The sequence below is a fragment of the Paenibacillus lignilyticus genome (genome assembly GCF_017942085.1).
GTDB classification, from domain to species: domain Bacteria; phylum Bacillota; class Bacilli; order Paenibacillales; family Paenibacillaceae; genus Paenibacillus_Z; species Paenibacillus_Z lignilyticus.
This window is the reverse complement of sequence record NZ_JAGKSP010000011.1, coordinates 130,669-151,104: the sequence shown is the minus strand read 5'-3', so window position 1 is coordinate 151,104 and position 20,436 is coordinate 130,669. Positions and strand designations below refer to the sequence as shown.

At 50.5% G+C, this 20,436-nt stretch carries 17 protein-coding genes; 13 read left to right on the top strand and 4 right to left on the bottom strand.

All coding sequences use genetic code 11. From position 1 onward, the window contains the following. From I8J30_RS22980 to I8J30_RS22940, 9 genes are all read left to right on the top strand, one after another. Positions 1-1,317, top strand: coding sequence for an NAD(P)H-dependent oxidoreductase (locus tag I8J30_RS22980; RefSeq protein ID WP_210662109.1), 1,317 nt, complete (start codon positions 1-3; stop codon positions 1,315-1,317). A gap of 288 nt (positions 1,318-1,605) precedes the next feature. Next, complete coding sequence (locus tag I8J30_RS22975; protein ID WP_210662209.1) at positions 1,606-2,469, top strand: ABC transporter permease; 864 nt, start codon at positions 1,606-1,608, stop codon at positions 2,467-2,469. A gap of 48 nt (positions 2,470-2,517) precedes the next feature. Beyond that, a complete protein-coding gene (locus tag I8J30_RS22970) occupies positions 2,518-3,420 on the top strand; it encodes a carbohydrate ABC transporter permease (protein WP_210662208.1) in 903 nt (300 codons plus the stop codon). 81 nt (positions 3,421-3,501) lie between these two features. Beyond that, a complete protein-coding gene (locus I8J30_RS22965; RefSeq protein ID WP_338044924.1) occupies positions 3,502-5,154 on the top strand; it encodes an extracellular solute-binding protein in 1,653 nt (550 codons plus the stop codon). A 34-nt stretch (positions 5,155-5,188) separates the two neighbouring features. After that, entirely contained in the window at positions 5,189-6,820 is a 1,632-nt protein-coding gene (locus tag I8J30_RS22960; protein WP_210662107.1) for a response regulator, read from the top strand. Positions 6,821-6,846: 26 nt separating this feature from the next. Further along, positions 6,847-8,610, top strand: coding sequence for a sensor histidine kinase (locus I8J30_RS22955; RefSeq protein WP_210662106.1), 1,764 nt, complete (start codon positions 6,847-6,849; stop codon positions 8,608-8,610). Between the two features lie 209 nt (positions 8,611-8,819). Beyond that, positions 8,820-11,354 (top strand): glycosyl hydrolase, encoded by a 2,535-nt coding sequence (locus I8J30_RS33260; RefSeq protein ID WP_240548299.1) that lies wholly within the window; start codon positions 8,820-8,822, stop codon positions 11,352-11,354. 103 nt (positions 11,355-11,457) lie between these two features. Continuing rightward, on the top strand, positions 11,458-12,378 hold the full coding sequence (locus I8J30_RS22945) for a helix-turn-helix domain-containing protein (RefSeq protein WP_210662104.1): 921 nt from the start codon (positions 11,458-11,460) through the stop codon (positions 12,376-12,378). A gap of 19 nt (positions 12,379-12,397) precedes the next feature. Then, entirely contained in the window at positions 12,398-14,410 is a 2,013-nt protein-coding gene (locus I8J30_RS22940; protein WP_210662102.1) for a hypothetical protein, read from the top strand. Positions 14,411-14,425: 15 nt separating this feature from the next. Here the strand turns inward: I8J30_RS22940 and I8J30_RS22935 are convergent, their stop codons facing one another. The 4 genes from I8J30_RS22935 to I8J30_RS22920 form a co-directional block, all read right to left on the bottom strand. Next, positions 14,426-14,638, bottom strand: a complete 213-nt coding sequence (locus I8J30_RS22935) for a helix-turn-helix transcriptional regulator (RefSeq protein WP_338044923.1) — start codon at positions 14,636-14,638, stop codon at positions 14,426-14,428. Between the two features lie 27 nt (positions 14,639-14,665). Beyond that, positions 14,666-15,565, bottom strand: a complete 900-nt coding sequence (locus I8J30_RS22930) for a hypothetical protein (RefSeq protein WP_210662100.1) — start codon at positions 15,563-15,565, stop codon at positions 14,666-14,668. Positions 15,566-15,657: 92 nt separating this feature from the next. Further along, positions 15,658-16,116: a Calx-beta domain-containing protein gene (locus I8J30_RS22925; RefSeq protein ID WP_091223688.1), complete on the bottom strand. Its 459-nt coding sequence runs from the start codon at positions 16,114-16,116 to the stop codon at positions 15,658-15,660. A 580-nt stretch (positions 16,117-16,696) separates the two neighbouring features. Beyond that, positions 16,697-16,855, bottom strand: coding sequence for a hypothetical protein (locus tag I8J30_RS22920; protein WP_210662098.1), 159 nt, complete (start codon positions 16,853-16,855; stop codon positions 16,697-16,699). A gap of 156 nt (positions 16,856-17,011) precedes the next feature. Here I8J30_RS22920 and I8J30_RS22915 point away from each other — a divergent pair, with 156 nt between their 5' ends. The 4 genes from I8J30_RS22915 (at position 17,012) to I8J30_RS22900 (ending at position 20,432) form a co-directional block, all read left to right on the top strand. Continuing rightward, positions 17,012-17,371, top strand: coding sequence for a VOC family protein (locus tag I8J30_RS22915; protein ID WP_091223690.1), 360 nt, complete (start codon positions 17,012-17,014; stop codon positions 17,369-17,371). An 11-nt stretch (positions 17,372-17,382) separates the two neighbouring features. Then, a complete protein-coding gene (locus tag I8J30_RS22910) occupies positions 17,383-18,285 on the top strand; it encodes a stalk domain-containing protein (RefSeq protein ID WP_210662096.1) in 903 nt (300 codons plus the stop codon). A gap of 22 nt (positions 18,286-18,307) precedes the next feature. Further along, positions 18,308-18,886 carry a GNAT family N-acetyltransferase gene (locus tag I8J30_RS22905; protein ID WP_210662094.1) on the top strand — a complete coding sequence of 193 codons (579 nt, stop codon included), beginning with the start codon at positions 18,308-18,310 and terminating at the stop codon, positions 18,884-18,886. A gap of 658 nt (positions 18,887-19,544) precedes the next feature. Further along, positions 19,545-20,432 (top strand): ABC transporter permease, encoded by an 888-nt coding sequence (locus tag I8J30_RS22900; protein WP_420831252.1) that lies wholly within the window; start codon positions 19,545-19,547, stop codon positions 20,430-20,432. Positions 20,433-20,436 lie beyond the last annotated feature (4 nt).

The window sequence follows — 20,436 nt, the reverse complement described above, 5'->3', positions numbered from 1 at the left end:
ATGGATAATCTTTTGCTCCGGCTGCTGACAAGCCGAGTAAGACCGATTCGTGTAGGCGTTGCCGGCGCCGGCAGATTCAGCACCGGACTCGTCATTCAGGCTGCGCGAATGAAGGGGATGCGGATTTCGGTCGTCTATGACGTTAATCCGTCCTACGCAGCTGACATGTATATGGCAGCCGGATTCGACAGAAACGAGATCAAGACAGCGGATTCTAGGCCAGATATTCAAGCGGGCATTGAGGCAGGCAAGCCCGTCATCGCGATGAATCCATACGATATGCTGTCCTGTGATCTTGATGTTATTGTGGATGCAACGGGCTTGCCCGTATTCGGTGCGCAGTTCGCCTATGAGGCTCTTCGGCACAAGAAGCATGTGGTGATGGTCAATATCGAGGCAGACGTTGGCATTGGCGCTGCACTTCGCAGCGTTGCCGAACAGGAAGGCGTCGTTTACACACTTGCCGACGGAGATCAACCAAGTCTGGCCAAGGGGTTGTACGACTGGGCGCGGACCTTAGGGTTTGACGTGCCCGTGCTAGGCAAATGGATGACTGTTCATTCACAGGAGGAAATCGAACGCAGATTAAATGATCGAGATGCGATGCGCGACACCGATATTGCGTATTGGGACGGCTCCAAATACCAGATCGAGATGGCGTGTATCGCTAACATGACGGGATACGTGCCGGACATTCCCGGTATGCACAAGCCGCAGGTGCAACTCTCGCAAATCCCGGAGGTGTTCCGCTTGCGGAAAGAAGGGGGCGTTCTTCACCGCCATGGGGTCGTCGATGTTGTTGATTTTCGCGAGAACGGCGATGTCAGCCATGATCATCTGAACGGCGGCGTCTTTGTCGTCACCGGCAGTTCTGATCCTTTCGTACAACGCCAGCTGCGAGATAAGGGGATACCGATGTCATCGGATGGTTCCCAAGGGATCATATATCGCGCTCATCATTTTGTAGGTATGGAGACGCCGATATCGATTGCGAAAGCCGTTCTGCTCGGTGAAGCAACGGGAAGCCCGCAGCTTAAGGCGACGAGCGACGTCGTGGCTGTGGCCAAGCGACATATCAAGGCAGGGGAAGCGCTGGATGGAATGGGCGGCGATAGGGTCCGCGCTCATCTGGTTGCGGCAGTAGGCTCTACTCCGGAGGACGGTCTGCCTTATGCGCTCGCTCAGAACGTGATCGCCGGGGTAGACATCCCTAAGGGGGCGATCATAACGTATGGCATGCTGCGTGAACGCGGCTCTGATTTTATTTGGCGGCTAAGGGACATGCAAGATGGTCGGCAGCAAACTGCGGGGCCATAAGAAATCGTATTGGTTAGATCATCAACAATCCTTACGCCTGGAGGCGGAGTGGATTGTTTTTTTGTTTGCACAATTGCCGCAAGACTGTTCATTGATATGTGCAAGTTTTCATTGCTTACTCTCATAGGAAAGGTTTCTCGTTACTTTTATACTAAATGTAACAAATCAGGAGGGGGTAACAAGTTGGAAGCGCAGCAATCCATCAGTGCGACGACGGCACCTTCAAAACAGCGGAAAGCAAAGCCGAAGCTGATCGAGACGTTAAGAAACCAATGGGACTTGCAGCTTATGATCATCCCTTCCATCGCGTTCATCTTTGTATTTAGTTACATACCGATGTACGGCGTTCTGATGGCGTTTCAGGACTACAACATGTTTGAAGGCTTCTGGGCAAGTCCTTGGGTAGGGTTTAAGCACTTTAAGATGTTTGTTGAGGCGCCTGAATTTTGGCAAATCATGCGCAACACGATTATGATCAGCCTGCTTAAGCTGTTCTTCGGATTTCCGGCTCCGATCATTCTGGCACTGCTTCTCAATGAGGTCAGAAGCATGGTGTTTAAGCGAATTGTACAAACCGTAAGTTACTTGCCTCACTTCCTCTCTTGGGTTATCGTGGCCGGATTTGCGATGTCCATGCTTTCCACGGATAACGGGAGCATCAACATTCTGCTGCAGAAGCTTCATCTGATAGAGGAGCCGATCAATTTCTTGTCCATGCCGGAATACTTCTGGACAATTGTGGTCACGACGGGAATCTGGAAGGATATCGGATTCGCGACGATTGTTTACCTTGCGGCGATTGCAGGGGTTGACCCGCATCTGTACGAATCGGCCTCCATTGACGGGGCCAGCCGCTTTAGGATGATGATTCTCATTACGCTTCCTTGCATTATGCCGGTCGTAATCATCTTTCTGATCCTGGCGGTAGGCGGGATATTGAATGCGGGCTTCGATGATCTGCTGCTGCTCGGCAACAATCCCATTCTAAGAGATGTTTCCGATGTCATTGATACCTATGTGTATCGCATCGGGATCTTGAGCAATCGGTACTCTTATGCGACGGCAGCCGGGTTATTCAAAGCGGTTATTAGCGTCGGGATGCTCGTACTGGCAAACCGTGTTGCACGCCGCCTCGGTTCCAGTTTGTGGTAAACCGCGGGAGATCGGCAGCATGGAATAAGAAGGAAAGGGGTGCCAGTTATGCATTTAAGCGGTGGAGACCGCGTCATGCATCTGTTGATTTATAGCTTTCTCGTCATTCTTGCATTCGTTACCTTGTATCCGTTCTGGAACAGTCTGGTCATCTCCCTGAATTCCGGGACCGATACTACGCTGGGCGGCATCACCTTTTGGCCGCGTGATTTTACGCTGGTTAACTATCAAATCGTATTCAAGGATGAGCGTCTGCTGCAAGCTTTCTCGGTATCTGTTCTGCGCACAGTCATCGGCACAATAATGGCGATTTTCTGCACGGCGATCTTTGCCTATGCGATGTCTCGAAGGGGAGTAGCGGGTAAGAAATTTTACATGGTCTTCTGTATTATCACGATGTATTTCAGCGGCGGATTAATCCCATTCTTTCTGCTTTGCCGCGCCTTGGGCATGATGAACTCCTTCTGGGTCATGATTATTCCGGGTCTAATCAGCGTTTGGAATATGATTATTTTCCGGACCTTCTTCATGGAGCTGCCGGACGGGCTGGAGGAGTCGGCCAAAATCGACGGAGCGAATCACTTTAGCATCTTTTTCCGCATCTTTCTTCCCTTGTCCGGTCCTGTCGTTGCCACATTGTCGCTGTTTACGGCCGTAGGCCATTGGAATGACTGGTTCACGGCGACGATCTTCATTAATAATCCGGATCTGGTTCCGATACAAACGCTGCTCAATCAAATTCTGAATTCCAACATCGTATCGGAACAGCTGGCTCAAGCTGCAGGCGGAAACGCTTCTGCGCTGGACGCTATGGACCGGTTAAAAACGGTCACGACAAAATCGCTCTCGTCGGCAACGATGATGGTAGCTACGCTGCCGATTATTATGGTGTATCCGTTCGTACAGAAATATTTTGTCAAAGGCGTGCTGGTCGGCTCGCTGAAGGGCTAATCGAATCGCAGGATTGGTGATAAGCTTGAGAAGAGCTTGCACATACATGATTTACATTAATCGTTATCAGGGGGAATCCACTTGAAGGCCAGAAGAATGCTCTCGGTAATTCTTGTAAGCATGCTCAGCTCGGCACTGTTGCTTTCTGCATGCAGCAGCGGCAACAACAGCTCGAATAATGTGAAGTCGACAACCGGCAATACGACAAGCAAGGCGGAAGGCAACGGCGATGATGTGAAACCTGCCAAGGAGGAGCCGCTGACCTTTACTTACTTCGGAAATTATGACTGGTGGGGACTTGATGCATGGGGTGACAATGCCATCTCGAAATGGATCATGGACAACAAAGGCGTAACGGTTAAGGAAGTAGCTACAGGAGGCGCGTCGCAGGCTAAGCTTAATACGATGATCGCGTCCAACGAGCTGCCGGATCTCATCTTGATGGATCGCGGACCTGGCGTGGAACGGCTTCGTGCCGCGGGAGCTCTCGTGCCGCTCGATGAGTATTTAGACAAATATCCGAACTTTAAGCAATATGTCGGGGATGCGACGCTCAATCTGCTCCGGTCATCGGACGGCAAGCTCTATCAGCTTCCTAACTACTATACGTCTACGCCGAACGGGAACTCCGGCTGGCTGATCGAGAAGAAGATTTACAAGGAACTCGGTTCGCCCGCACTGGAAACCTTCGATGATTTACATGCTTACCTGAAGCTTGTCAAAGAGAAATACCCGAATGTCATCCCGCTGGAAATTGATACATCAGGCTGGGGACATCGCATGATATATACCGGCTTTAAAGAGAATAACCCGCCGATGCTGGTCGACCATTCCGTATATACCGACGGCGATGCGCTTAAACCGATTTGGGGCGATCCGGCTTATGCCGAAGCGCTGAAATACACGAGCATGCTTTTCAGAGAGAAGCTTATCTCGCAAGATGCGCTTACACAAACAGGAGATCAGCTTTCAGAGAAGTTGGTCAACGGACGCGTTGCCGTCATCGCGGCAGGCGACGCAGCGAACCTCGGGCGCTCACCGGACGAAGAATTGAAGAAGAAAGATCCGGAAGACGGCTATATGGCCATCTGGCCGATTCATAAAGCCGGTCTGGATAAAAACAAAATCACGCCGAATAACTGGAATTCTCTGGGCTGGAACGTAAACGTCATTACGAAGAATGCGAAAGATCCGGAGGCGATCTTCCGATTCCTGGATTGGATGACAGGGCCGGAAGGACAGCAGGTCGTGTGGTTCGGGCCGCAAGGCGTGCTGTGGGATTCGGTTGACGGAGACGGCATTCCGATTCCGAACGACAAGTGGACATCGATGCCTCCGGAGGAGAAAGATAAGATCGGTTTGCAATCGTATAACTTCGTCGGCAACACCACCTTCATCGATGGCGCCAAAGTGAAGATCGAGATGACGCTGCCTGAAGATAAACGGAACTGGTCGACGGTTCAGCAAACCAATGTGTTCTGGAAAACATCGATGAACGCGACCCAATTCGTCAATCTGGATCCTTTGCCGGATACTGCGGAGGGGATTGCGGCGCAAAGCGTAGGCGAAATTGCCAAGGAAGCGCTGGCTAAAGCGATCTTTGCAAAGAACGACGCGGAGGTCGATGAAGTGTTGGCGCAGGCGGAGAAAGACGCACTCAAAGTCGGATTCGACAGCGTGCTGAAATTTAAAGAAAATGCTTGGCACAACAATCAGACCATCGTGGGTCAATAATTGTATCTTGCCGGGTGTAAGAAGGAGAGTATACTTGAAATTAGGTATACTCTCTTTTTTTGCCAAATTTGAGATGGAAGGGAGAATTGCTGTGTACACCGTATTGCTGGCCGATGATGAACGACTCGATCTGGAAGGACTAAGGCGGCTTGTCCCCTGGGAAAGAATGAACATGCAGGTCATTGCAGCTGTAAACAGCGGCTTCGCAGCCCTTGATTTTCTTAACCGGCAGAAGGTCGATATATTGGTCACGGATGTGCGCATGCCGCGGATGACGGGGCTGGAACTCGCACGCGCCGCGCTTGATTTGCATCCCGCGCTAAAGATCGTTTTTGTAAGCGGCTTTGAAGATTTTCACTATGCCAAAACAGCGCTTGAAATGGGTGCCAGCAATTATGTGCTGAAACCGGTGGATGACGAGGAATTCAATCAGGTAATGAGCGCGGTAGGGCGCCAGCTGGACGAGGAACGGGAGAAGGAGTCGTGGATTGAATCCTACACCCAGTCGATCCCGTATTTGCGCAACGAGTTCATTCGTCAATGGCTGGAAGGGACGGGAGCAGGTGATCGAGAAGGGCTCTTCATGAAATTGGAACGGCTTGGCATGAGCAGCCTAGATACCTCGTACGCAGCAGCATTACTTGAAGTCGACGACGTGTCCTGGAAGCTGGTTACAAGCCAAAGCGAGCCGCACCATGGTTTGGTAGGAGAGCTTCAAGCCTTTATTACCAAAGCATGCGCGGATGATGCCATTGGTTATCCGTGTAAGGTGGAGGCCCATCGAATGGGTATAGTAGTAAGCGGCGATGATTGTGCAATGAAATTGAGCAGGTTGATTCAGCAGGTGAAGCAGCAGTTTCAGGCTTCTATTACGATCGGTATTGGAAGCGTTGTCATGCTTCCGGAAGAGATTCCGATCTCCTACCTGCAAGCGCGCAAGGCTCTGCATGCCAAGCTGTTCAGCGGAAAAGGAAAGGTCATTACCTATGAAGAACTTGAGGATCAACCCATTGCGGACAGCCGTAATTTGGATCATATCTTATCGGAGCTATTCAAGGCGGCAACCGACTATGACCTTGTAAAGGTCGACGATTGTTTGCTGGATTTGTTTGCGTTCGCCTCTAAGCTGGAGCAGAAGAGCACCGTGTACAACTTCCTGCTTCATTTAATATCGAAGCTGGAGCATTATTTGCTGGGCATGAATGAAGACCTCTATCAAATGATCGGACTGGATTATCAAAGTTTGGACATTCTGCACCGGTACGAGACGATCGACGATATTGTGTCATGGTTCCGGCGTAAATTGTTCGAAGTGTCAGAGAAGCTTCATCTGAAGGGGCAGAAGAAGAACCGAAAATTGATCGAAGAGGTACGGATGTACATCGAGCAGCGTTTGGGTACGGATGTGACGCTGAGGGAGGTAGCGGACCGCTTCTCCTTCTCACCGAATCATCTGGGCTTATTATTCAAGGAAGAGACGGGAGAAACCTTCAGCAACTATTTAATTGGAGCTAGAATGAGCGCTGCTAGGAACCATCTGCAGGATCCGAAGCTGAAAATATACGAGGTCGCGCATATGGCGGGCTATCAGAACATTGCATACTTCAGTCGGCAGTTTAAAGAATGGTCGGGCATGACGCCCGGGGATTTCCGCAAGCAATGCTGATGTCGTTTCAATAGAGGGAGGGTCATATGGGGAATAAGCTGTCGTTCCGGTTCAAGCTAATGGTATCCTACATTATTCTGATCATGACGCCTGTTATGATCATTGGCGCATTCTCCTATCATTCCTCGGTTGAATCGGCCAAGAGGCAATCCCGTCAGAATATTCAAGGAACGCTGCTTCAAATGAAAGATAACGTCATGTATCGAATCAAGGATGTTGGACGCGTGTCTGACCAGCTTTATATGGATCAGCAGCTGCAGGGCAACTTGAGCATCGAAGAGGACGCTTGGAGCAGCTATGAGACGTTGACTAAGCATCTGAAGCCTACCTTTCAGAACGCGATTGACTTATCGACGCTGCATATTAACATGCAGGTGTATATCAAGAACAGGGCGATACCGGAGTATTATTTTACGGCGGAAGATGAGGATCCGCTTGCGCTGGGTAAGCGGTACAACCTTTATCGGCTTGATCGGCTTGATAGCGAAGCATGGTATGAACCTTGGAAAGTTCCGACGATTTACGGGGCCAATCAAGAGGTGAAATGGCTGCAAGTCGCGGAGGATCAACAGTACGGGAATATCTCGCTGCTTCGGAATTTAAACGATTATGCCAAAATCAATCAGATTGGCTTTATTCGCATTACCGCGAAGCTGAGTGAAATATTCGATGCCATCGATTATATGAAAATCGGCGATTATGCGACATTGGTAGTTTACGATGGGCAGAATCGACCGCTCTTTTCCTCTGGGGACAAGAATACAGCACTGCTTGAGCAGGGGGCAGACAGCGGGAAATCGGATTATCTCCGGATAGATGAACCGCTGGATAGCGGACTAAACTGGCGAATCGTCGCCTATATCCCGACGCAGCTGCTTGCTGCAACCGCGGATTCCGTTCGCCAAATAACGGTGCTCGTCTGCTTGGCAAGCTTCCTCGTTTTAACGGCAGTGAGCGTCATGGTATCGCGCATTTTCACGATCCGCATCACCAAAATCATTGCTTCCTTAAATGCCTTTCGAGGCGGGGATTTCCGCAAGCGTATCTCGTATAAAGGAAACGACGAATTTGCCCAAATTGCCGAAGCCTTCAATGACATGGGCAAGAACATCGACGAGCTGATCCGAGAGGTATACTTATCGAATTTGAAGAAGAAGGAAGCGGAGCTTACACTGCTGCAGGAGCAAATTAATCCGCACTTCCTGTACAATACGTTGTCCTCGATCAGCAGGCTTGCCCGGTTCGGGGAAATCGAGCGTCTGCATCAAATGGTCATGGGACTTGCCAAGTTCTATCGGTTGTCTCTTAACGAAGGGAAAACGATTATTTCCGTCGATCGGGAAATCCAGCAGATTCAAACGTATATCGATATTCAGAAAATCAAATTCGCGGATGGTCTCGATGTGACCACCGAAATCGATCCTGACGTCCTGCCATACAGCACCGTAAAGATGATTCTGCAGCCTTTCGTGGAAAATGCGCTGCAGCACGCTTGGAACGGCGATCACATCCATATCCATATTCACGCTTATAAGGACAATGATCGAATTGTATTCACGATTTCCGATGATGGCGTCGGAATGTCCAAGGAAACGATCGATCACGTGCTCAATCGGGAATTGTCAGGCGGATACGGTATTCGCAACGTGGACGATCGAATCAAGCTGCAATGCGGCAGCGCGTACGGGGTGCAAATTCAAAGCGTGTTCGGCGAGGGAACGTCGATACAGATTGAAATTCCATGTTTTTATGATCAAGAAGGAGAGACTTCCGTCGTGAGGGCGGGCTGATCGGTCGGAATCGGTTCAAAGTGCTAGAATTCGTTGAGCAGTCACATTGTTTGCGAGGTGTTCTGAACCTATCATTGGGATTAACGGAAGACCTTGGGGGTGAATCATGATCCATGGATGAACGTATGCGATGATTGGCAGCTTGAGTGTACACGATACGATGGGATGATTGGCAACGCTGGTTGGCAAAAACATTCATTGGGGGGAAAATGATGATTCCTAGTGTTTCACGATGGTTGAAGAAGACGCTGCACGTATTCATGATTACCGCACTTGCGCTTCCTGTTATGTATGCGGCCGGTACCGATAAGGCTTCTGCCGCCTCCGCGCCTATCAATGCGAATGCATCGCAAGCGGCGAGAGACCTGCTCGCCTACTTATACAGTATTGAAGATACAAATATATTATCCGGTCAGCATAATTTTCTCGAGAGTCCGGATTATTGGACGAATCAGGTTTATGCCATAACGGGCAAATATCCTGCCGTTCACGGCTATGAGATGGGGGCCATTTCGGGCCAGACGGAAGCCCAATTGGACGATCAGCGACAAGCCGTCGTCGACAGTGCGATAGACTGGTACGAGAACGGCGGAATCGTAACGATGATGTATCACGCGAATAAGCCGGGAACGGGCTACTGCTGGGCGGAATGCGTGCAGGCAGGTACCAGTGAAACCGAGTTTAATCAAATCGTTACACCGGGAACCACGGCGTACAATCAGTTGATCGCCAACATCGATCTTGTCGCAAGCTACCTGGAACAGCTAAGGGATGCGGGCGTGCCGGTTCTGTGGAGGCCATTCCATGAAATGAACGGCGGCTGGTTCTGGTGGGGGCAGCAGCCCAATTATTATAAGCTGTGGGACATTATGTATGATCGTTTCACGAACTATCACGGCCTTAATAATTTGATCTGGGTGTGGAATGCCAATACGCCGAACACTCCTTGGGGTGCTCCGTATTCGACCTACTTCCCTGGCATCGATAAAGTCGATGTGCTCGCCGTTGACGTGTATAACAACGATTATCAGCAGAGCTATCATGACGATCTGCAGACGCTATCGCAAGGAAAAATCATTTCGATCGGTGAGTGCGGCGAACATCCAAGTCCTTCTACGCTTGCCACGTCGCAGACGAAATACCGCTGGTTCATGACCTGGGGCGAATTCTTAACGAACGGCAATACAACTGCGCAAACCCAAGCGCTCTATAGCAATTCCCGCGTGCTGACACTCGATGAGGTAAACATTGTACCCGGTTCCGGCGGTGTTGGCGGAGGTGGACCGGGTACGGTTGACGACTCTGTCACAGGTACGGGCTTGAACCAATTCGAATATGTCGGAACGTGGACGGCAACCTCCGGCAGCAGCGTGAAATACAACGGCGGCGACCATTATTCGCTGACGACAAACAGCTACTATCAGGTGGATTTCAATGGCACAGGCATTAAGCTCTACGGAACGAAAGACGCTCATCATGGCATTGCGGCGGTTTCCATCGATGGAGGAACGGAGGTCGACTCCGATTTCTATGCGGGGACCCGCGCTGACAACACGTTGATCTGGACCAGTCCGACATTAGCGGCAGGCGCTCATACGTTGAAGGTAAGGGTGAAGGGCACGAAGAACGCAAGCTCCGCCGGTTACGTCGTGACCGCAGATCGTGTCGTCATCGATACGGATACCCAAGCACCGACGGCGCCGGCTAGCTTAACGTCTCCATCGCAGACGCAAACGTCCATTAATCTGGCCTGGAGTGCCTCAACCGACAACGTCGGCGTCACCGGCTATGATGTCTATCGAGGTTCGACCTTGGCGGGATCGACGACAAATACATCCTTCAGCGTAACAGGTTTAACGGCCGGCACGGCATACGCCTTCACCGTGAAGGCGAAGGATGGTGCAGGCAATGTCTCTGCAGCCAGCAGCACATTGAATGTGAGCACGGCATCCGCGGGCAGCGAAGTTATCGTCAACGATGCCACAACAGGTACCGGGTTGAATCAATTCGAGTATGTCGGCACATGGAATACGTCGACAGGAGCGGGCACTTATAATGGCGACGATCATTATTCGCAGACGACAAACAGCTACTATCAAGTCGATTTCAATGGCAAGCAAATTAAACTCTATGGCAGCAGAGATGCCCATCACGGTATCGCAGCCGTATCCATCGACGGAGGAGCCGAAGTTGATGTCGACTTCTACGCAGCTTCAAGGACCGATAACACGCTGCTCTGGACCAGCTCGGTGCTGACTAGCGGAACGCATACGTTGAAAGTGCGCGTGAAAGGAACGAAGAATGCCGGTTCATCCGGCTATGTCGTGACAGCGGATAGAGTCGCTGTTATTTCCGAGACGGTCGTGACGACGGATGATCGCGATTCCGCTATTACGTACAGCGGCAGCTGGACGCTCGATAACTGGACCGGGGATTACGCGGATACCGAGAAATACTCGAAAACGACCAATGATTATGCGCAGTTTACATTCACGGGAAACAAAATCCAAGTGATTGGCTACAAGCAGCACAACTTGGGCAAGGTCGGGATCTACATTGATGGCGCGCTCGATTCGACGGTGGATCTCTATACCTCGGGAACAGGTCCGCAGCAGACGGTGCTGTACGAGAAATCAGGCTTAAGCAGCGGGGCGCATACGATTAAGCTGGTCGTAACCGGTACGAAAAACGCGGCATCCTCCGATTACTATGTCGTACTTGATGCGTTCAAAGTCTTTAATTGATAGAACAGCGTTACACGCAGTGATGATAGGAGGGACGCCACTAAATGATGTGGCGTCCCTTTGCGCTGGTAATCTTCTACCTTTATGAGCCGGAGGGATGACTGTGAATAAGTCAGGTATGGCCGCATCGTTTGTTGAAGAAACACCTCTTGAAAGCAGCGGGCTGCACGCGGTCCATCCCAATGTGGAATGGATCGCTTCGCCCGGCGAATTCACAAGATCCCGTTTATTATATGCCATGCTCTCCGGCGTTTACGGTGCCAAGAGCAATTATAAACTCGTTCGCGACTTCTATCCGGCATGCGAAGTTATCCATGTGGTTTCGGGCAAAGGCTGGTACTTGAAAGGCAAGGATTGGATCGAGATTCATGAAGGAGACAGCGTTATTCAGGATTTGCGATATCCGCACGGCTATAAGGCGCATCCGGATGATCCATTCGTAATCAAATATGTTGTATTTGACGGCATGCCGCTCGTCGAGCTGTGGCATTTGTATTTCACGGATCGGACCATTATCTTGACCTCTCCCTGCCCGAAGCATTCGTTGCTGCCGAGTATGGATGCCATTATCGCGTTTATGCAGGAGCCGGAACCGGCCTTGGAACAAGATTATGAAATATCGAAGCTGCTTTATGGGTTGCTGCTTCAGGCTCTTGCCTATAGAAGAGGGAGAGATGGAGACGTATCGGGAGACGAATATCCTGCTGCGCTTCAGCATGCAAAGCGATATATGGACGAAGCGCTTGACAGCATCCGGGACATCAAGGAGGTTTCGGACCGGAGCGGGCTCAGTTATTTTCACTTTAATCGTTCATTTAAGCGATATTTCCAATGCACACCAAGGGAATATCTGCTCTTAAATAGAATTCATCATGCGAAGCGATTGCTGCTGCTGTCTCGACATTCGGTTACGGAGATTGCTTATCGCTCGGGATTCGATAGTTACAGCACGTTTCTGCAAAGCTTTCAGAAGGTTGAACGGTGTTCTCCTACGGCCTATCGAAAAAATGGGCGGCAGGACTAATGACGAGGGGGCGACTTGGATGGTGCACGGTTGGATCGGAAATCATCTCCGTTATAAATGGTATGGGATTGATGGCTGGAGCGAGTATGAGCTTGTCCAAGAACAGGCGACGATCGGTGTTTGGAGAGGTGAATCCGACGATGGCGGTCAAGTCAGTGTAACCGTTCTTGATGAACAGAGCTTAACGTCGGAATACCGCTGCAGTCGTGTGGAAGTGCTCCTAATCCCGAGTAGTGATGGCCTGCTTGGCGGATTTCAATTCGTGATGCCGGTCGATCCGGCGCTTGAGCTTAGCTGGAAGACTCATCTTACGCCGCTTGAGGGGATGACGATTGGAGATACCGTTTTTCGGTCACCGGCTATTATTCTGGAGAACGAGTCGAGAATGTGCGCGTTAATTCCGGATATCACACATATATCGGCAGCGAATCGGGTGATTCCTCACATCATGGATTATGAGCTGTCCACTCACTCGCTTTATTATGGTGTCTCGGATTATCGTGAAACCGGACATGTGTACTACCAACTGGAGCCGAAGCCGCGCGCAGTTCAGGGGCCGATTGCGCTTCGCTTCTATCTGGTGGAGTGGGCCAAGTCGGAAACGAGCGTGCCGCGGGATTATAGACCGGTCGAGCAATTCCTGTGGGAACGGTTTGCTTCGGCCGTTATGACTGCCGTAGAACCTGATAGCGGCCTCCGGGAACTGGAGCGCTATACCAAATACGCCTATGAATGGGCATTCGAACGGTGGGAATCGGTTACCTGGCAGCAATTCGAGCTGGACGGCCGGGAAGTCGGCGGTGTTGTTTTCATTGTCACGACTCGGCAGCAGCCGGGTTATGGACAGGAAGAGGCTTGGCGCGAGAAGAAGAGCATCTGGAATCAAGCTTGGTTCTGCAGTCTTCGCAGCGCATATGGCTACTGGATGTGGGGGAAGGCATGGGGGAAACAGGACTGGATGCAGAAGGCGGAGAAGTCGCTGGCCTTCGCGCTTGCAGCGCCGCAGACGAACGGGTTGTTCCCGGCTTGTTATATGGCAGGACCGGATAATCGTTGGGAGGATGGACGCTGGATCATGTCCCATTCCCGTGTACCTAAGGGGCAGAATGATTTTGCGCATTTGCTCGATTGTTCATGGACAAGCATCTGGCTCCTGAAGTGGTACGGGGATATCGACAAGGATGAACGGATCATGAACTATGTGGATCGTTATGTAAAGACACTGCTGGAGCTGCAAGAAGAGGACGGCAGCTTCCCGGCATGGGTTCACCCGCAGACTTTGGAACGTTCCGAGTATCTCAGGGTCAGCTCGGAAACGGCAGCACATATTATGCTGCTATGCAGCTTGTACCGGCTGCGGCCGGAGCCGGAGTATCTTGAAGCAGCCGAACGCGCAGCGGCTTTCCTTGAGAAGCATATCATCGCGGAAGGACGCTGGGAGGATTTCGAGACGTATTGGTCATGCGCCGGAATGTGGGAGCAGAAGCAGCCGGGTGTTCGCGATGCAAGGAGCGGCTTGTACAGCCAATGTAATTTCGGCATGTACTGGACTGCTGAAGCGATGCGCGATCTGTATCTGCTGACGGGCAGAGCGCATTATCTGGAGCAAGGCCGGATCGTGCTGGCTGAAGCATCGCTGTACCAGCAAATTTGGCAGCCGCCTTTCCACAGTGTGCCTACGGTTGGCGGCTTCGGTGTGATGAACTGCGACTCGGAATGGAACGACGCCAGACAAAGCTTATTTGCCGGCATCTACATGGGCTACTTTGAAACGACAGGCGATGAAGCCTATCGATACCGCGCCTATTGGGCGATGAAGGCATCGTTCTATATGATGTACTGCCCGGAGAACATGGATGTGAAGGCAAAGTACGAGCAAGTCCACCCCCATATGAAGGAATGCGATTATGGCTTTCATATGGAGAATGTCAATCATTCCGATGGTAAGGCGGTCGGTGAATTTACGATCTTCGATTGGGGCTGCGGAGCGGCGTCCACGGCACTGTATGAGCTGAGCAAGAAGCAGCTGTAAGTGCGGAACGTCGATCTATGCCTCCTGTTTCGGAGCGTTGATAATTTGCTCTACCGGAATATTAAACGTTGCCGCCAATAGAACGATAATGTCGAGTGGGGGTTTCCTTCTGTTCTTCTCGTAATGCGAGAGCGTAGATCTGGAAATCCCCAGTGTTCGGGCTAAGTCTTCTTGCTTCATTGCCCGGGATTCCCTTAACTCCGCAATGGTATTACCAAGGTGTAACACCAATTTAATCCCTCCATTAGTCTAGCATCACATATTCGTTACTTTAATGGTTCCATACACACTGCTTGAAGCATTGCCGACGATTTGAATGGATAAATTCTCTTCCTCCGTAAGATCGGAAATCGGAGTGAAGGAGAGAATTCCCGTTTCGCTGTAGGTTACATTTTGTAACGCGATAAGTTTATTATTGCGTGTTGCCGTAATGATGAAATCACGCAGCGACAGCTCCCGATCCGCTTCCATTTGAAGGGTAAGCTGAATAGTACCGGCAGTCAGATCCGGCTTGGCGCCGGTAAGCTGGACCGAAATGGGACGCCAGCTGTAGACGGTATTTGAAATAACGATCGGTTTAGCAAACGTGATCGCGTAATTTACGGAAGGTTTTGCATTCGGAATGGCAATGATCCAGTGAAATCCATCATTCTCCGCAGCGGGCTCTACATTGACGGGGCCGTTGTTTGCTTTAATGTACTTCTCGAGCTGTTCCGGACTTGTTTTCTGGGTAGATGTTAATTCGAACATACCGATATCCAGGAAGAAACCCAGTTCTCCATCAATATAATCGCTGCGCCACAGCAGACTGAGATCAACCGTTTTGGCTCGATCAAGCTCTTTGCCAAGCTTTACGGGGTAGCCATGCCCTTTGACGGCTTTGTCGATAACCCCGTAGTAGGACTTGTTGGACCCGCCGTACTGCTCGGTAAACCACTTGATTTTCTTGTTCGGGATCGCGAAATTCGCTTCAAGCTGCTTTAGCGTGATCGGTTTGGACAAGGTGACTGTAAATTGTCCGGGCTGGAGCTGCTCTTCCAACGTCAGAATAGTAGATTTAGCGGATGCGTTATTCGTTTGAGCATGGACCGCTGTTCCGGCAGATAGCGCAATTAACAGCGAAATCAGGAGAGCAATACTTCGTTTGATGAGCATGAACGATGCCCCTTTCGATCCGGATAGTTTAAGATGAGGCGGCTTGCAGCCTCTGCCGTAAGCTAATGCATACAGCCGCCTCATTTCGAAGCTTATTTGTCGTTATCCCAAATAGTAACGAAGGAGATGAAGAGCCCTAACGTTGCACCGCCGGTTGGTTCTTTCAAATAGACGTTGAAGGCTTCCAGAAACTCTTTCTTGGAATCGTCAACAATTGGCACCGTGAATGTTTTCCTTGTTTCGCCGTCTCCGAATACGAGAGTGCCTGAAACATGATTGAAGTCTTCACCGGCTTTGGCTGTAAAGCTGCAATTGCAGTAGTTCACTGTCACTACACCGTCTTTACCGCCAATTCGATCCACGGTAATCGTAACGGACCCTTTGTTTTCGGAAACATCGTAACTCAGCTCAGTCAGAGTTAGTTTCCCGGGCTTTTTCGGTTCATCGCGCGGCTTTGCCGATGCTTGAAGCGGTGCTGCGAGCAGGAAGATCATGCAGAATGCGAGAAACAGGAAAGATAGCTTTTTGAAGCTTGGTGTCGAACGAAGCATGAAAAAACCTCCATATCCAGTTATTTTGATACAAATTGTAGCCAAATATATTGTATGATACTGATTGTAACGTGTCAATCGTATTTTAGTAGATTCCGTGCTGCGTGCAGCCATCCGAAAAAAGCCCGGCGCTTGTTGCAAAATGTACTCATATACCCGGCCGCCTACTCCCAGCCCACTGCTTAGGAAGCTGAGCGTTCCGAAACGGAACTCTCAGTGGTCAAACCGCGTGAAAAAGTAGCTGAGCGTTCAGAAATGGAACTCTCCAATATAAACCAGCTAGCTCAACCTCAACAACCACCTCAAGCCAACCGCCTAATCGAACCGCCAAACTGACGCCTCGACCAATCAGCCTAATGATCCCCCCGAACCACCTAAGCCACTCCAACCTTGCGAGAAAAGGCGATTACTTGGGTTTGGGCGATTGAGCTACTTCGTAAGCGGAACAATCGCTTATGTGCAGCAATTCGACCACGTTTCGCTGCTGTAAGCGGCATATCCGCTAACGCTGTATCAACTCCAATAAAAAAGCTGAGCGTGCAATAATCGCACGCTCAGCTTCGCCTCTGCTATAACCTTGCTACTTCTTCAGCTCACGGCGCTTTTTGATGGCCGTGTAGTTCATGTAGATACCGATAAGCAGCAGCACAACGCCAAGCACCCAATTGACGAACAAAATATCAATAATGCCGTAACCGATAAAGAAAATGCTCACAACCTGCAGTAATCGCGGACTCATTTTCATAGGTGCACCCCATCCATCATCGCTAGATTTCTTTTGCCCAAGTATAGCGTACAAGATGTTGAAATACTAGACGCAGAAGGAGATTGCGGGGTTATCGCGAATAGGGTTGTAATGCTAATTAGCACAAACGACAGGGAGGCAAGCAATGACATGAAAGCGACGAAATTAAGACCTTTTGTTCCATCCGGCGCGGACTATGAGCTGGCACAGCGATTTTTCAAGGAACTTGGCTTCGAATGCATCCTTTCCGTACAAGACATCAGCATCTTCCGACTATCCGAACAGGAGTTTATTCTTCAAAATTACAGCAACCAGTCGTTCCAGGACAATTATATGATGGACCTGATTGTAGACGATCTGGATGCCTGGTGGACCCATATCCAAGCCATTATGGAGAGCGGTCAATTCCCGACGATCCGCGCCAAAGAGCCAACCGTATTCCCCTGGGGCCGTCGCGAGCTCCATCTGATTGATCCGGCAGGCGTATGCTGGCATCTCGCAGAGGGATGAGGATCAGTTAGATGAAGACGCTGGAAAAACTGATTTTCGCGTGCATTGCACTTCTGCTGCTCGGAGCAGGTATGAGCCACACTACCGTATCCGCAGCGGCAGGAACTACCGTAAAAGAATTTCCGTACACACTCTCGATTAATGGGAAAAAAGTCGATTTTGCTGCGAGCAGCCAGCCTTTGATCATGAACGGGACAGCGCTTGTACCGTTCCGGCCGATTTTTGAACAGTTAGGGTTAACGATCACCTGGAAATCCGCCGAGAAGCGGATTATCGGAGAGAGCAACCAGCTGGATCTGGCTATGACGCTTGGTTCGAAGAAAGCAACGGTCAACGGCAAAATCATGGATATGCCGGCTGCACCCAGCAGCATCAACGGTACGACTTATGTACCGCTCCGTTTTATCGGTGAGGCAAGCGGCGGGGAGTTACAACTATACGGTGCGGAAGGAGGCCACAACGCGTGGTTTCTTTCTAAGAAGCAGCTTGATTTATTCCACGCTGTAGCAGGCGAGGATATGAGCGCGGTCGAGAAACTTTTGCAGCAAGGAGCCGACCCAACAATAGGAGTTGGCCCGCTCGGGCCAACCGTCGCCGCGTTTGCTCCTTTCAATAGCGATAATGTAGAGATGCTAGCGCTTTTCTTGAAATACGGGATGGACATTAATTATGCCGAACCCTTCATCGGTACAACTATTCTGCATAATGCTGTCTCGGATGGCCGATACAATATGGTGAAATTTTTACTGGAAAATGGCGCTGATCCGACACTCCAATCTCGTTTAGGCACTCCGCTTGAAATTGCTCAAAGAGGGAGCATGGCGCTATCAGACGATTTTACGATTACATACAACGTCGATGATGCAATGATCACACTACTAACTTCTTACATTGAGAACTATGAAACAAAATGATTACAGCAAGGGGAGAGTCACCATGGACATACAACCACTTACATTATCCGGCACTAAAGTAGAGCTGGTTCCGCTGTCAGTCGAGCATATCGACGGTATCTATGAAGCGGGCCGATATCCCGAGATTTGGACGCTTACCGCAGGAGCCATAGCTACACTGGACGATGCCAAAGCGGATGTGCGCAAGGCGCTGTCGCAACCGGCGGCGCTGCCGTTTGTCATCATCGATAAGACCACGGGGCGTATCGTTGGCAGCACGAAGCTTTTCGATATCTCCATCGCGAACAAAGGGCTGGAGATTGGTTCGACGTGGCTGACCCCATCGGTTTGGCGCACTTCAATTAATACGGAGTGCAAGTATTTGCTGCTGAAGCATTGCTTCGAAACGCTGGGTACGATCCGAGTCCAGCTCAAGACGGATTCGCGGAACACGCGCTCCCAGCAGGCGATTGAACGCCTCGGTGCCGTAAAGGAAGGCGTGCTTCGCAACCACATGATCTATCCGAACGGCTATGTAAGAGACTCCGTCTATTACAGCATTCTCGATAGGGAGTGGCCGGTCATCAAGGAGCGGCTGCACAGCCTGCTGAATCCTCAGTAACCAGCGCAATGACCCATAGCGCGCGCAGATTCCATAAAACAGTCCGGCGAGCATGATTTCATCATGCGCCTGGGCTGTTTTTTTGCTGCTGGAAGCGGATCAACACGCTAAAAGCGGGATCCGCGAAATTCTAACGAATCGTACAGCGCTTAATTGCCCGAAAATAGCTCCAAAAATAGTCTAACGAATCGTAGAAGCGCTATTTGACGGTTTATGCTTGTTTTGGAGTCCAAATTCCCCAAATAAGACCTCTACGATTCGTTAGATTCTCTAAGCCCCGAAATCCGGCCAAATAAGACCTCCAAGGTTCGTTAGAATTTCGCACATGTGGAAAAAGGGGTGCTGGCGCGGAATCGGCGGAAGAGTAGCTCAAGGAGCAACACAACGTCGGAAAAGTGGCGGAATGGGTGGAAGAGTAGCACTGGGAGCGACACGCGGGGAGGTTACCTGAAATTTTGCGACCGAATGCAAAATTTGAGACCTTATATTGCCACTGCCCGGCGGCTTACAATAAGTCCAGAAGAATGAAAGCACTTACATTCAATCACAAATCGATCCCTGGAGGTCTGCCAGCATGAGCGCCAATCTGAGCTATGAGCTGTCTACGAGGCAGCAGCCGGCAAGCCGGAAGGATAAGGCCGTCAAAGTGATCCGCAAGATGATCGGCCAGAGGTATTTACAGGTGATGGCGCTGCTGGGCGTAGCCTGGATGATTATTTTCAACTACATTCCCATGTACAGCGTCATAATCGCCTTTAAGGAATACAACATCATCCATTCCGTTCACGATGCGCCTTGGGTTGGATTGCAGCATTTCCGCGAATTTCTCGAGGATGATGAGCTGCCCAATGTCATCTGGAACACCGTCGGCATGAGTTTGATCAAGCTGATTATCGCATTCCCGCTGCCCATCATCTTCGCCCTCTTCCTCAACGAGCTGCGCTCGCTGAAGCTGAAGAAGTTCGTCCAGACGATCTCCTACCTGCCTCACTTTCTCTCGTGGGTCATTCTCGGAGGCATTCTGACCACATGGCTCGCCGATGTCGGCATCATCAACAATATGCTTATCGCACTGGGCTTCATCGAGGAACCGATCAGCTACTTGGCGGAGCCGAGCTACTTCTGGTCAATCGTCATCACATCCGACATCTGGAAGGAACTTGGTTGGTCGGCCATCATCTACTTAGCTGCAATCGCAGGCGTTTCGCCGGAGTTGTACGAGGCCGCAACGATTGACGGAGCAGGACGTTTTCAGAAAATGTGGTTTGTGACGCTCCCGAGCATCAACGGTACGATCGCGATCCTGTTCATCCTTGCGGTCAGCGGCATTCTGAATTCGAACTTCGATCAAATCCTCGTCCTGCGCAATTCGCTCAACGAGAGCGCGAGCAACGTGATCGACGTGTATGTCTATCAGACCGGTCTCTTAAGCGGGCGTTATTCCTACTCGGCCGCAGTCGGATTGTTTAAATCGATTATCGCGCTGATTCTGCTGATCATGGCAAACCAAGTGTCGAAGAAACTCAACGATACGTCACTATTTTAAAAGA